This window comes from Sporichthya brevicatena (assembly GCF_039525035.1).
GTDB lineage: Bacteria > Actinomycetota > Actinomycetes > Sporichthyales > Sporichthyaceae > Sporichthya > Sporichthya brevicatena.
In genome coordinates this window covers 14388-27465 of record NZ_BAAAHE010000009.1, presented here as the reverse complement: position 1 = coordinate 27465, position 13078 = coordinate 14388, and the positions used below count along the sequence as shown (strand labels likewise).

Sequence of the window (13078 nt, the reverse complement as noted above, 5' to 3'; positions counted from 1 at the left end):
TCATCTCGAGCGGGCTCAAGCCACCGCGCGACCGCCGCGCGGATTATTCAGGAGAGTCCTAGCCGATTTCTCCGCAGGTCGGGGGCACTTTTATCCTGGCGGGGCTGCCCACCGCCTGGAGATCTTCATGCCTGAGTTCGTGTACTCCGACCTGCTGCCGATCGGCGCCGACCCGACGGAGTACCGGCTCCTCAGCACAGAGGGCGTCGAGGTCGTCGACCTCGGCGGGACCGAGTTCCTGCGGGTGGCGCCGGAGGCGCTGCAGCTGCTGACCGCGGAGGCGATGCACGACATCGCCCACTACCTGCGCCCGGCCCACCTGGCGCAGCTGCGGCGGATTCTCGACGACCCCGAGGCCTCGGGCAACGACAAGTTCGTCGCCCGCGACCTGTTGAAGAACGCGAACATCGCCTCGGCCGGTGTCCTGCCGATGTGCCAGGACACCGGCACCGCGATCGTCATGGGCAAGCGTGGCGAGCGCATCCTGACCGGGGGCGGTGACGGCGAGGCGATCTCCCGTGGCGTCTACGACGCGTACACGAAGCTCAACCTGCGCTACTCCCAGCTCGCACCGCTGACGCTGTGGGAGGAGAAGAACACCGGCTCCAACCTGCCGGCGCAGATCGAGCTCTACGCCGACGACGACCCGGCGCACGGCCAGCAGTACAAGTTCCTGTTCATGGCCAAGGGCGGCGGCTCGGCGAACAAGAGCTACCTGTACCAGGAGACCAAGGCCGTCCTGAACGAGAAGTCCATGCTCAAGTTCCTGGACGAGAAGATCCGCTCGCTCGGGACCGCCGCCTGCCCGCCGTACCACCTCGCGATCGTCATCGGCGGCACCAGCGCGGAGTTCGCGCTCAAGACCGCGAAGTACGCCTCCGCCAAGTACCTCGACACGCTGCCGACGTCGGGCTCGATGGGCGCGCACGGCTTCCGCGACGTCGAGTTTGAGGAGAAGGTCCTCGAACTGACCCGCGCCACCGGCATCGGCGCCCAGTTCGGCGGCAAGTACTTCTGCCACGACGTCCGCGTCATCCGGCTCCCCCGCCACGGGGCGTCCTGCCCGGTCGCGATCGCGGTCTCCTGCTCCGCCGACCGCCAGGCGCTCGGCAAGATCACGCCGTCGGGCATCTACCTCGAGCAGCTCGAGCGTGACCCGGCCCGCTTCCTCCCGGACGTGACGGAGGAGCAGTTGGACGACACCGTCGTGAAGATCGACCTGAACCGGCCGATGCCGGAAATCCTCGCCGAGCTGACGAAGTACCCGGTCAAGACGCGCCTGTCGCTGACCGGCTCGCTGGTCGTGGCCCGCGACATCGCGCACGCCAAGATCAAGGAACGCCTGGACGCCGGTGAGCCGATGCCGGACTACCTGCGCGACAACGCCGTCTACTACGCCGGCCCGGCCAAGACCCCCGAGGGCTACGCGACCGGCTCGTTCGGCCCGACCACCGCGGGCCGCATGGACTCCTACGTCGACCAGTTCCAGGCGGCCGGCGGCTCGCGAATCATGCTGGCCAAGGGCAACCGCTCGAAGCAGGTCACCGAGGCCTGCGCCAAGCACGGCGGGTTCTACCTCGGCTCGATCGGCGGCCCCGCCGCCCGCCTCGCCCAGGACTGCATCCGCAAGGTCGAGGTCCTCGAGTACCCCGAGCTCGGTATGGAAGCGGTCTGGCGGATCGAGATCGAGGACTTCCCCGCGTTCATCGTCGTCGACGACAAGGGCAACGACTTCTTCGCCCCCGCCGACACCGCGGTTCCGATCTCCCTCGGCGTCCGCAGCTGACCCGTCCGTCCTGTCAAAAAAGGGTGACACCCCTTACTGCGCAGTAAGGGGTGTCACCCTTTTTTCACACGGGATGAGAGAGCCCTCATCTGCGCCTCACGGGAGTCCCATCCCCGGCGCGCACTCTCGATGTCAGACGCCCGCAGCAGGCGGGCGACGACACGGAGGTGCACCACCCATGCGAGTTCCCGTCAAAACCGGCATCGTCGTGCTGTCCGCGGCCGTCACGATCGGCACGCTCGGCGTCGGCGCAGCGATCGCGTCCGCCGGCGACGAGAAGGCCGCCAAGCGTGAAGAGGTCGCCGGGCAGGTCGTCACGGTCGACGACGTCGACGACGACAACGGCCCCGACGACCTCACCGACGACCTGACCGGGCCCACCAACACCCGCAACGACGTCACCGACAACACCCGGGACGACAACACCCGCAACGACGTCACGGACAACACTCGGGACAACACTCGGGACAACACTCGGGACAACACCCGGGACAACACCCGGGACAACACCCGGGACAACACCCGCGACAACACCCGCGACAACACCCGCACGCTCGCGGGCTGAGCTCAGGCGTCGGGGTCGACCGCGCGGTAGCCCATCCCCCGCACGGTCTCGATGCGGTCGGCCCCGAGCTTGCGCCGCAGGTAACGCACGTAGACGTCGACGACGTTGGACTGGGCGTCGAAGTCGAAGCCCCACACCCGGGAGAGCAACTGCTCCCGGGAGAGCACCTGGCCCGGGTGCCGGAGCAACACCTCCGCGAGGAGGAACTCACGGGCCGTCAGATCGACACTGCGTCCGTCGACGGACGCACGCCGGGTGCGCAGGTCGAGCACGAGCTCCCCGAGCCGCAGCTGGGTCACCTCGGGACCGCGCTCCTCGCGCAGCCGCAGCCGGATCCGCGCGAGCAACTCCTCGAACCGGAACGGTTTGGCCATGTAGTCGTCCGCCCCGCCCTCGAGGCCGGCGACGGTGTCGTCGATCGAGCTCCGCGCCGTCAGCATGATGACCGGGATCGACGAGCGCTTCTCCCGCAGCCGCCGCAGGACGGTGAAGCCGTCGAGCTCCGGCAGGCCGATGTCGAGGACCAGCAGGTCGAACTCGCCGGTCAGGGCGTGTCCGAGCGCGCTGAGGCCGTCGCCCACCACGGTGACCGTGAACCCGTTGGCCTTGAGGCCCTTCGCGACGAAGGCGGAGATGCGGTCCTCGTCCTCCGCGACCAGGATCCGGCTCACGGGACCTCCACCTCCACCGGGTCGGCCTCGACCGCGACCGCGGCCGGGATCTCGATCGTGAACGTCGCGCCGGCTCCGGGCCGGGAGTCGAGCCGGACGGACCCGCTGTGCGCGCCGGCGATCGCACGCACGATGGACAGGCCCAGTCCGGCACCCTCACGGCTCGGGTTCGCGCCGCGCTCGAAGCGTTCGAAGATCCGCGCCGCGTCCGCCTCGGGGACACCGGGGCCCTCGTCACGGACCCAGAGGCGTACTCCGCTCGCGTCGGCCGCGGAGCCGAGCGCGACGACTTGCCCGGGCTCGGTGTGACGGACCGCGTTGGCGGCCAGCTGCAGCACGGCCTGGCTGAGACGTTGCGGGTCGGCGTCGATCTGCGCCTCGGCACGGGCGTCGATCCGCCAGGCGCGGTCGCCGAGACCGCGGGCCTTGTCGAGCAGGTCGTCGGTGAGCGAGCCGACGTCGACGGGGACCGGCCGGAGGAAGTCGGGGCGCTCCGCACGGGCGAGGACGACGAGGTCGTCCACCAGCCGGCTCATCCGGTCGAGCTCGTCCAGGACGAGGTCGCGGGTCGAGGCGACGTCGGCAGGGTCGCCGGCGTCGAGCAGTTCGAGGTGGCCGCGGACGATCGTGATCGGCGTCCGCAGCTCGTGCCCCGCGTCGTCGAGGAACCGGCGCTGCGCGGCGAAGGCCGTCTGCAGGCGGTCGAGCATCGCGTTGAACGTGCGGGCGAGGTCGGAGATGTCGTCGGTGCCGGTGACCTCGATACGACGCGTCAGGTCGCTGGAGGAGATCTGGTCGGCGGTGCGGCGCAGGTCGCGCAGCGGCCGCAGCAGCCGGCCCGACACCGACCACGCCCCGACCGCGACGACGAACAACGCGACGAGGGCGACGAGCACGTAGCTGCGCAGCACCTCGCGGAGCTCGGCCCGCTCCCGGTCGGCGAACGTCGCGACGACGAAGGCGCCGCGGCGGGTCTCGTCCGTCCCGGCGGGCAGCACCGCCCGCACCGCGTAGCGGATCCGCTGGCCGTCGACCTCCGTCGTCCCGGTCCCGCCGCGGGTCAGACTCCCGACCAGTGCGACGAACTCCGGCGAGCGGGTGAGCTGGTCCACCCCGGCGCCCTGCACGTAGGCGGGCCGGCCTCCGACGAACGCGATCAGCGCCTGGTGCTCGTCGGGGACGTTGTGGCCGAGCGCGCCCTGCATCAGCCGGGCGGGGTCGGTGTACGGGGCCCCGGTCCTGGGGTCGACGGCGGTGGCCGCGAACGCGTCGAACTCGGAGATCTCCTGGACGATCGTCTCGGCGATCCGCTGATCCACCCGCGCCCGCTCGATCAGGTAGAACGCCGCCCCCGCGCCGGCGAGCGCGAGCGTCGAGAGCGCCACCGCCCACGCCACGATCCGGACCCGGACCGACGGCGACCGCCCTGCCCCAACCGCCACTCCCGCCTCCGGAGGGGTGTCACCCCCGGTGGGACGGGCGGGGTTGGTGGGGTCAGTCATCGTCGTCGCAGTCGTCGTCGTCGAACTCGTCGTCGTCGTCGGGATCGTCGGGATCGTCGGGATCGTCGGGATCGTCGTCGGGATCGTCGTCGTCCGGGTCGTCCGGGTCGTCGTCCGCCTCAGCCGGGCAGACCGGGACGCGGACCTGCTGCGGACCGGAGGCGGCAGGCGTCAGCGACGGGGTCGCGACGGGGCGCGGGGTCGGTGTGGACGCCGGGTCGCTGGGGTCCGGCGCGTCCGGCGAGGCGGCGGGGTCCGGGGCCTGGAGGACGATCGGGGCGCCGATGTCGGGGATCTCGGGCTCGTCGATGCCGGAGACCGCCCACACCAGCACGCCGGTGACGGCGGCCGCGGCGCCGGCGGCGGCCAGCGGGAATCCCCAACGCATGATCGTCATCCTCCCGTGCGGCGGGGAGAGGGGAATGAGCGCCGGATGAGAACCCTCTCATCGACGCCTCATGCCGCTCCCATGACGAGGGGTCACGCTCAGGGCATGACACACGGCAACCGCACCGACTCCTGGGACTTCGAGCCCGGGGACGAGATCGTCCCCGGCCGCACCGCGGTGCGCCGGCTCGGCGGCGGGTCCCGGTTCGAGGCGTACCTCGCCTTCGACGAGACGCTGCACTCCGCGGTGGTCGCGAAGGTCGTCCGGCCCGACCAGGTCGACGACCCCCGCACGCTCGAGGCGCTGGCCCGCGAGGCGGAGATGGCGACGCGGCTCGCGCACCCGTCGCTGGTGCGGGCGTTCGCGACCGTGCCGGACGGCCCACGCCCCCACCTGGTCCTGGAGCACCTGGACGGGCCGCGCCTGTCCACGCTCGTCCGCAGGTACGGTCCGCTCCCGTTGGAGCAGGCCCTGCCGCTGTGCCTGGAGCTCTGCTCGGTCCTGCACTACCTGCAGGCCGTCGACGTGGTGCACCTGGACGTGAAGCCGTCCAACGTCGTGATGGGTGCGCCGCCGCGGCTCATCGACCTCTCGATCGCGCGCTCGGTCGGCGAGGCGGCCACCCTCCGGCAGGCGATCGGCACCGACGCCTACATGGCCCCGGAGCAGTGCGACCCGACGCCCGAGACGCCCGTCGGCCCGCCGGCGGACGTCTGGGGTCTGGGCGCCACGATGTACGCCGCGCTGACCGGACGGCCCCCGCGCCGGGACCGCCCGGAGCCGCTCCCCCGCTCGGTGCCGCCGGTGCTCGCCGGGCACGTCCTGTCCTGCCTCGACCCCGACCCGGCCGCCCGCCCTCGGCCCGCCGAGTTGGCCGACCGCGTCGAGCCGCTGGTGGCCGCGCTGCCGCGTCCGGTGCTCGCCGGTTTCCTCCCGAAGAGCCGGGATCGGGGCCGCGGACGCAAGAACCTTGTCCCCGTCCGGCGTAAATAACGCGAACACCGGAAATCTTGCGGTCGAGAGACCGGATCGGTGACGGTAGTGTTGTGTTCCGACCGGCGCACCACCGTTGTCGCCGGTTTCTGCCGACGTGGTCCTGGCGTGAACTCACCCGGGGTGATCGTCCGGCAACTGAGTCCGCGACTCAGGAGTGCAACCGCGGACCCGGCTCCGAAACAAGCGGCGCCGTCTCCTAGCCTGACGCACGATCCCGCCGCCTGTGATGACGCAGGGCGCGGCGGCGTGAGCCGACAGCTTTCGAGAGGGCTGAACATCCGGTGGCTAACACGGTGGCAGATGTCGAGGCGGCGCTGGACGCGGCCGGCCTCAAGAACCAGCACGTTCGTGAGTATGTGAAGTACTGGGCGGAGCACACCGGCGCGGAGCGCGTCGAGGTCGTCTCCGCCGCCGACGACGCGCGCCTGATCTCCGAGGCCCTCGAAGCGGGCGAGCTGCTGCCCGCGGGTGAGGGCCTTTACTACTCCCGCAGCTACTTCAAGGACACGGCGCGCTCCGAGGAGCGCACGATCGTCGCCACCAACAACCCCGCCGACGCCGGCACGTACAACAACTGGCGTCCCGCCGCCGAGATGACCGCGCTCCAGAAGGAGAACATGCGCGGCGCCATGGCCGGCAAGACGATGTACGTCATCCCCTACCTGATGTCGCAGCCGGCCTCGCCGCTCGAGCGCTTCGCCGCCGGCGTGCAGGTCACCGACAACCGCCCCGTCGTGCTGCACATGATTCGCATGGCGCGCGTTGGCGTGGAGTACATCGAGAACCTGCAGGACCCGAACAGCTTCGTCCGCGCCGTCCACGTCACCGGCGACCTGCCGAACCTCGGCCAGGGCACCCCGGACGACAAGCGCTACTTCGTCACCGTCGCCGACGAGCGGACGATCCTGCACTTCGGCTCGTCCTACGGCGGCAACGCCCTGCTCGGCAAGATCGCCCACGGTCTGCGTCAGGCCGCCTACGACGGCTGGGCGTCGGGTCAGTTCCTCTCCGAGCAGTTCATGCTCATCGGCATCACCGACAAGCAGACCGGCCGCAAGTACCACATCTGCGGTGGCTTCCCGTCGGCGTCGGGCAAGACCAACCTCGCGATGATGCTGGCGCCGGACGACCTCGGCGACCGCTACCACGTCGAGTTCTACGGCGACGACATCGCGTGGCTGTGGGTCGGCGAGGACGGCAAGCTCTACGCGATGAACCCGGAGTTCGGTGTCTTCGGCGTCGCCAAGGACACGAACGAGACGACGAACCCGACCGCGCTGGGCTCGATCCAGCCGGGCAGCGGCGCGATCTTCACCAACGTCGCCTACAACCCGCAGACCCAGGAGGTCTGGTGGGAGGGCCGCACCAAGAACCCGCCGTCCCCGGTCGACGGCTGGCTGGACTGGAAGGGCAACCCGATCGCGGACCGCGAGCCGGGCAACACCGAGCCGTGGGCGCACCCGAACAGCCGGTTCACCACGACGCTGTCGAAGGTCCCGAACATCGCCTCCGACTTCGAGGAGCCCCAGGGCGTCCCGATCGACGCGATCATCTTCGGTGGCCGCACCCGTGACCGCGAGCCGCTGATCCGCGCGATCACCGACCTCGCCGAGGGCGTCTACGACGGCCTGACCCTGGGCGCCGAGGCCACCTTCGCCGCCGAGGGCGTCGACGGTCAGCTCCGCTACGACCCGATGTCGATGCGTCCGTTCATGTCGTACCCGGAGGCGGCCTACGCCGCGCACTGGCTGAAGATCGTCGGCGCTGCGAAGGACAAGCCGATCTTCGCCCACGTGAACTGGTTCCAGCGTGGCGAGGACGGCCGCTTCCTGTGGCCGGGCTACCGCGACAACCTCCGTCCGCTCCTGTGGCTCATGCAGCTCAAGAACGGCGAGGTCTCCGGCGTCGAGACCCCGGTCGGCATCCTGCCGAAGAAGGACGAGCTCGACCTCACCGGCGTCCAGGTCACCCCCGAGGACCTCGACCGGATCCTCTCCATCGACGTCGCCCGTTGGCGTCAGGAGATGGGCTTCCGCGAGGAGCACCTGAAGCAGTTCGACGGGCTCCCCGAGGAGATCTGGGAGGCCCACCGCCGCGTCGCCGCCGCCCTCGACGCCGCCAAGTGATTCCTTGCGTCCGAAGATGGGGCTGCAATAGCAGCCACATCTTCGGACGTTGGCGTTAAGCGGCCCCATGCCAGCCACCCCGGCGGAGCGCCGCCTCCAGCTGGTCGAAGTAGGGCTCGGGGTCGACACGGAGCGCCACGTTCGGGATCACGATGACGACGTGGCCGTCGAGGCGTCGCTCGTTCTGCTTCAGCGCGTCCCGCAACATCTGCTCGGGTTCGAGGTGCTGCGAGCCGTTGATCTCCGCGGTGACGCCGTACTGCTCCCAGACCGTGTCGTAGACCCACGTGCCGCTCGGGGTCTGCCGGCGCAGCTGTCGCGTCGACGGCGGGAGCCCCCGGCGGCGGCAGAGTCGGGCGAAGTCCCGCTCCCCGAGAGCCTCGATGCCGCCGGCCAGTTCGGCGTACAGCTGCCGGATCAGGCCACGTCGCCGGTCCCGGCGGATCTTCTCGACCTCGACCCCGAATTCCTCCAGCGTGAACAACCGCTGCTGCGCGGACGCGAGGACGAACAACGCCGCCTGCCGGGAGGTCCGCGCCCACAGTGCGGCGTGGACTGCGGCGGTCGCGGGCTGCATCCGCGGGATGCCGTCGTCGACGACGGACGACGCCTCGTAGCGGCGTGTCTCGTGCACCACCACCCCGCGGCACCGGCGTGGCCGCGAGGACTTCGGCACGGCGACGTGGATGGCGTCCGCGGTGATGGTTTTCAGCCCGGCCACCTGCAGCGCCGTGACCCCGTCGAGAACGGCCAACGGTGACACCTCGAACAGCGCCCGCCACAGCACGGCGACCGCCGGATCACCGTCGGCCACGCGCACGGTCTGCTTCCCCCACCGGCGCCATCGGCCGGCCCGGACCTCCGCGCGCAGGTCCCACCGCTCGACCCCCATCCCGTAGAGCTGGGTCAGGCTGACCACCCCCGCCTGTGGCTCCGCGGCAGCAGCAATGCGTCGGCGGCGCGCCTGCCGGCGTCGGGCCGCGGTGATCTCCCCCATGGCGGCACATCGTCGTCGACATCGGCTTCCGCCGCCGCCATCCCTGTGGACAACCCGCAACGTCCGAAGAAGTGGCTGCAACAGCAGCCACATCTTCGGACGCAACGGGGGAAGGATGGGGGCATGGCGAACAGCAACGGGGACAGCGGGTTCAGGGTCGAGCACGACTCGATGGGGGAGGTCCGGGTGCCGGCGGGGGCGAGGTACGCGGCCCAGACGCAGCGGGCGGTGGAGAACTTCCCGATCTCCGGGGAGCGACTGGAGCGGCGGCACATCCGGGCGCTGGGGCTGATCAAGGCCGCGGCGGCGCGGGTGAACGCCGAGCTCGGGGTGATCCCCGCCCCGATGGCGGAGGCGATCGCGGCCGCGGCGACGGAGGTGGCCGACGGACAGTGGGACGACCACTTCCCCGTCGACGTGTTCCAGACCGGGTCCGGGACGTCGTCGAACATGAACACCAACGAGGTCATCGCGACGCTCGCGACCGAACGTCTCGGCGAGAAGGTCCACCCCAACGACCACGTCAACGCGAGTCAGTCGAGCAACGACGTGTTCCCCTCGTCGATCCACGTCGCGGCCACCGACGCCGTCACCCACGACCTCATCCCCGCCCTGGAGCACCTGGCCACCGCCCTCGAGCGCAAGCGCGACGAGTGGCGCGAGGTGGTGAAGTCCGGCCGCACCCACCTCATGGACGCCACCCCCGTGACGCTGGGTCAGGAATTCGGCGGGTACGCGGCCCAGGTGCGGTACGGCATCGAGCGCCTGCAGGCCACGCTCCCCCGGGTGGCCGAACTTCCCCTCGGCGGCACCGCCGTCGGCACCGGCATCAACACCCCGCCCGGGTTCTCCGCCGCGGTCATCGCCGAACTCGCGCGCACCACCGGTCTCCCCCTGACCGAGGCCCGCGACCACTTCGAGGCCCAGGGCGCGCGGGACGGGCTGGTCGAGCTCTCGGGCCAGCTGCGCACGATCGCCGTCGGGCTCTACAAGATCTCCACCGACGTGCGCTGGATGGGCAGCGGGCCGCGCACCGGTCTCGCGGAGATCCATCTCCCCGACCTGCAGCCCGGCAGCTCGATCATGCCCGGCAAGGTGAACCCCGTCGTGCCGGAGGCGCTCGCGATGGTGTGCGCGCAGGTGATCGGCAACGACGCAGCCGTCGCGTTCGGCGGCGCCGCCGGCAACTTCGAGCTCAACGTCATGCTGCCGATGCTCGCGCGCAACACGCTCAACTCGATCCGCCTGCTCACCAATGTCAGCCGCCTGTTCGCCGACCGCTGCGTCGACGGCATCGAGGCCGACGTCGACCGCTGCCGCGAGTTCGCCGAGTCGTCGCCGTCCGTCGCGACGCCGCTGAACAAGCACCTCGGCTACGAGGAGGTCGCGAGCATCGTGAAGCAGTCCGTGAAGGAACGGCGGACGATCCGGGACGTCGTCGAGGCCCGGGGCCACGTCGAGGCCGGCCGGATCTCCGCCGCCGATCTCGACCGCGCCCTCGACGTCATGCGCATGACGCACCCCTAACGCGTTGCGTCCGGCCAACTGTGGGCTATAGGCCCCAGTCGGCCGGACGCAACGGTGGTACGTCAGGACGCGTCGAGCGGCGTCTCCAGCATCTCGGTGACGAGGGCCGCGATGGGCGAGCGCTCGGACCGGGTGAGCGTGACGTGGGCGAACAGCGGGTGCCCCTTCAGCGTCTCGACCACGGCGACGACGCCGTCGTGGCGGCCGACGCGGAGGTTGTCGCGCTGGGCGACGTCGTGGGTGAGCACGACGCGGGAGCCGGTCCCGATTCGCGAAAGGACCGTCAGAAGTACGTTGCGCTCGAGGGATTGGGCCTCGTCGACGATGACGAACGCGTCGTGGAGCGACCGGCCGCGGATGTGCGTGAGCGGCAGGACCTCGAGCATCCCGCGGGCCATGACCTCCTCGACGACCTCGGGAGCGACCAGCGCACCGAGGGTGTCGAACACGGCCTGCGCCCAGGGCCCCATCTTCTCGGCCTCGGTGCCCGGGAGGTACCCGAGCTCCTGCCCGCCGACCGCGTACAGCGGCCGGAAGATGACGACCTTGCGGTGCAGGCGACGCTCCATCACGGCCTCGAGACCCGCGCACAGCGCGAGCGCCGACTTGCCGGTGCCGGCGCGGCCACCGATCGAGACGATGCCGATCTCGTTGTCCAGCAGCAGATCCAGCGCGATGCGCTGCTCGGCCGAACGCCCACGGAGACCGAACGCGTCCTTGTCACCCTTGATGAGCCGAACGCTCTTGTCGGGCAGCACGCGCCCCAGCGCGGACCCGCGGTCCGAGAGCAGCACCAGACCCGTGTGGCACGGCAGGTCCTGCGCCTCCTCCACCACGGCGCTCTCCCCGGCGTACATCGCATCGAGCGTCGCGGCCGGCACCTCGATCTCGGCGAGGCCGGTCCAGCCCGCCTCGACCGGCAGGTCGGCGTGGTACTCCTCCGCCATCAGCCCGACGGCGGACGCCTTCACCCGCATCGGCAGGTCCTTGGAGACCAGCGTGACCTCACGGCTCTCCGCCGCGAGATTGCGCGCCACCGCGAGGATCCGGGTGTCGTTGTCGCCGAGCTGGAAGCCCGCCGGCAGCACCGAGACGTCGCTGTGGTTGAGCTCGACGATCAACGTGCCGCCCTCGTCGTTCACCGGCAGCGGTGAGTCGAGGCGACCGTGCTCCATGCGGAGCTCGTCGAGGATGCGCAGTGCCGTACGAGCGAAGTACCCGAGCTCGGGGTGGTGCCGCTTCCCTTCCAGTTCGGTGATGACCACGATCGGGATGACGACCTCGTGCTCAGCGAACCGGGTCATCGCCCGGGGGTCGGAGAGCAGAACGCTGGTGTCCAGGACGTAGGTGCGACGAGCAGTCCTGGGCGGGCGACGACGAGAGACGTTGGCCACGGGGCGCTCCGAACGCGAGCGGGATACCGCCGCTGCGCGGGGACTGGCATCGAGCCGGCACCGCGAGTCCGAGGGCCCGGTACCGGCCCTCTCTGTCGAAGGCACAGCACCCAGCAGAAGCATCCGGGGCCGGTGTGACCGGCTTCCCGTGTCTTTCGCTGCGATCGTGCAACGAGGACCCTTCCGGCCGGACGACGGGGTGCCGTCCGTTGCATTCACGGTAGGACGACGACCTGTGAGCGGCGTGGAAGAACACGCGATCCGGCCCCGGATGTGGATGAACGGCCCGTTACGAAATCCCCCGAAAGGACTAGTCACTGCCGATTCCGGACACCCGGCGGGGTGGATCAGTCACCCACCGAAGCGACGCTCGCGGCGGGCGTAGTCCCGCAGTGCACGCAGGAAGTCGACGCGACGGAAGTCCGGCCAGTACGCGTCGCAGAAGTGGTACTCGGAGTTGGCGGTCTGCCACAGCAGGAACCCGGACAGGCGCTGCTCCCCCGAGGTGCGGATGACCAGGTCCGGGTCCGGCTGGCCGCGCGTGTAGAGGTGCTCGGCGATGTGCTCGACGTCGATGACCTCGGCGAGCTCCTCGATCGACGTCCCCTGCGCGGCGTGGGCGTGCAGCAGCGAGCGGACGGCGTCGGCGATCTCGCGCCGGCCGCCGTACCCGACCGCGACGTTGACCAGCAGACCCTCCCGGTCACCGGTCGCGTCGGCGGCCGCCTTCAGGACGCGGGCGGTCTCCGGCGGCAGCAGGTCGACGGCGCCGACCGGGTGCACGCGCCAGCCGCCCTCGACCAGCTCGTTGACGGTGTTCTCGATGATCCGCAGCAACGGCCGCAGCTCGGACTCGGGCCGGCTGAGGTTGTCGGTCGAGAGCAACCACAGCGTGACGACCTCGACGCCCGCGTCCGCGGACCAGCGCAGCAACTCGTGGATCTTGTCCGCGCCGGCCTGGTGCCCCTCCTCGGGACGACCGCCCGCGGCCTTCGCCCAGCGCCGGTTGCCGTCGAGGATGACGCCGACGTGACGAGGCACCTTGGCGGTCGACAAGCGCCCGGTCAGCCGGCGTTCGTAGAGCCGGTACAGCACGCTCTTCACCCGTGCGCGCACCCGATTCCCG

The 13078-nt window shown here is 70.7% G+C and carries 11 protein-coding genes; 5 read left to right on the top strand and 6 right to left on the bottom strand.

The genetic code is table 11. From position 1 onward, the window contains the following. The first annotated feature begins 127 nt into the window (after positions 1-127). Together ABD401_RS06860 and ABD401_RS06855 are read left to right on the top strand one after the other, a co-directional pair. A complete protein-coding gene (locus ABD401_RS06860) occupies positions 128-1786 on the top strand; it encodes a fumarate hydratase (RefSeq protein WP_344602975.1) in 1659 nt (552 codons plus the stop codon). A gap of 178 nt (positions 1787-1964) precedes the next feature. Further along, positions 1965-2351 carry a hypothetical protein gene (locus ABD401_RS06855; protein WP_344602973.1) on the top strand — a complete coding sequence of 129 codons (387 nt, stop codon included), beginning with the start codon at positions 1965-1967 and terminating at the stop codon, positions 2349-2351. A gap of 2 nt (positions 2352-2353) precedes the next feature. Here ABD401_RS06855 and ABD401_RS06850 read toward each other — a convergent pair whose 3' ends face one another. The 3 genes from ABD401_RS06850 to ABD401_RS06840 all read right to left on the bottom strand — a co-directional run bounded on the left by ABD401_RS06850 (position 2354) and on the right by ABD401_RS06840 (position 4912). Next, positions 2354-3022, bottom strand: coding sequence for a response regulator transcription factor (locus ABD401_RS06850; protein ID WP_344602971.1), 669 nt, complete (start codon positions 3020-3022; stop codon positions 2354-2356). After that, a complete protein-coding gene (locus tag ABD401_RS06845) occupies positions 3019-4419 on the bottom strand; it encodes a sensor histidine kinase (protein WP_344602969.1) in 1401 nt (466 codons plus the stop codon). The genes ABD401_RS06850 and ABD401_RS06845 overlap by 4 nt, the downstream gene beginning before the upstream one ends. A gap of 97 nt (positions 4420-4516) precedes the next feature. Then, on the bottom strand, positions 4517-4912 hold the full coding sequence (locus ABD401_RS06840) for a hypothetical protein (protein WP_344602967.1): 396 nt from the start codon (positions 4910-4912) through the stop codon (positions 4517-4519). Between the two features lie 105 nt (positions 4913-5017). Between ABD401_RS06840 and ABD401_RS06835 the strand changes: the two genes are divergently transcribed. Beyond that, entirely contained in the window at positions 5018-5905 is an 888-nt protein-coding gene (locus ABD401_RS06835) for a serine/threonine-protein kinase (RefSeq protein WP_344602965.1), read from the top strand. Positions 5906-6201: 296 nt separating this feature from the next. Beyond that, positions 6202-8034 (top strand): phosphoenolpyruvate carboxykinase (GTP), encoded by a 1833-nt coding sequence (locus tag ABD401_RS06830; RefSeq protein ID WP_344602963.1) that lies wholly within the window; start codon positions 6202-6204, stop codon positions 8032-8034. 55 nt (positions 8035-8089) lie between these two features. Here the strand turns inward: ABD401_RS06830 and ABD401_RS06825 are convergent, their stop codons facing one another. Further along, positions 8090-9031, bottom strand: a complete 942-nt coding sequence (locus ABD401_RS06825; protein WP_344602961.1) for a PDDEXK family nuclease — start codon at positions 9029-9031, stop codon at positions 8090-8092. A gap of 123 nt (positions 9032-9154) precedes the next feature. On the opposite strand from ABD401_RS06825, the gene ABD401_RS06820 reads away from it, so the two are divergent. After that, positions 9155-10558: a class II fumarate hydratase gene (locus ABD401_RS06820; protein WP_344602959.1), complete on the top strand. Its 1404-nt coding sequence runs from the start codon at positions 9155-9157 to the stop codon at positions 10556-10558. Between the two features lie 62 nt (positions 10559-10620). On the opposite strand, the gene phoH2 is transcribed toward ABD401_RS06820, so the two are convergent. Both phoH2 and ABD401_RS06810 read right to left on the bottom strand, forming a co-directional pair. After that, positions 10621-11952, bottom strand: a complete 1332-nt coding sequence (gene phoH2, locus ABD401_RS06815; RefSeq protein ID WP_344602957.1) for an RNA 5'-3' helicase PhoH2 — start codon at positions 11950-11952, stop codon at positions 10621-10623. Positions 11953-12303: 351 nt separating this feature from the next. Further along, a complete protein-coding gene (locus ABD401_RS06810; RefSeq protein WP_344602955.1) occupies positions 12304-13056 on the bottom strand; it encodes an isoprenyl transferase in 753 nt (250 codons plus the stop codon). Positions 13057-13078 lie beyond the last annotated feature (22 nt).

Excerpts from the sequence above, each read along its gene's own strand:
- ABD401_RS06840 (WP_344602967.1), bottom strand. The coding sequence starts at position 4,912 with ATGCGTTGGGGATTCCCGCTGGCCGCCGCCGGCGCCGCGGCCGCCGTC.
- ABD401_RS06825 (WP_344602961.1), bottom strand. The coding sequence starts at position 9,031 with ATGGGGGAGATCACCGCGGCCCGACGCCGGCAGGCGCGCCGCCGACGC.
- ABD401_RS06860 (WP_344602975.1), top strand. The coding sequence starts at position 128 with ATGCCTGAGTTCGTGTACTCCGACCTGCTGCCGATCGGCGCCGACCCG.
- ABD401_RS06855 (WP_344602973.1), top strand. The coding sequence starts at position 1,965 with ATGCGAGTTCCCGTCAAAACCGGCATCGTCGTGCTGTCCGCGGCCGTC.
- ABD401_RS06835 (WP_344602965.1), top strand. The coding sequence starts at position 5,018 with ATGACACACGGCAACCGCACCGACTCCTGGGACTTCGAGCCCGGGGAC.
- ABD401_RS06820 (WP_344602959.1), top strand. The coding sequence starts at position 9,155 with ATGGCGAACAGCAACGGGGACAGCGGGTTCAGGGTCGAGCACGACTCG.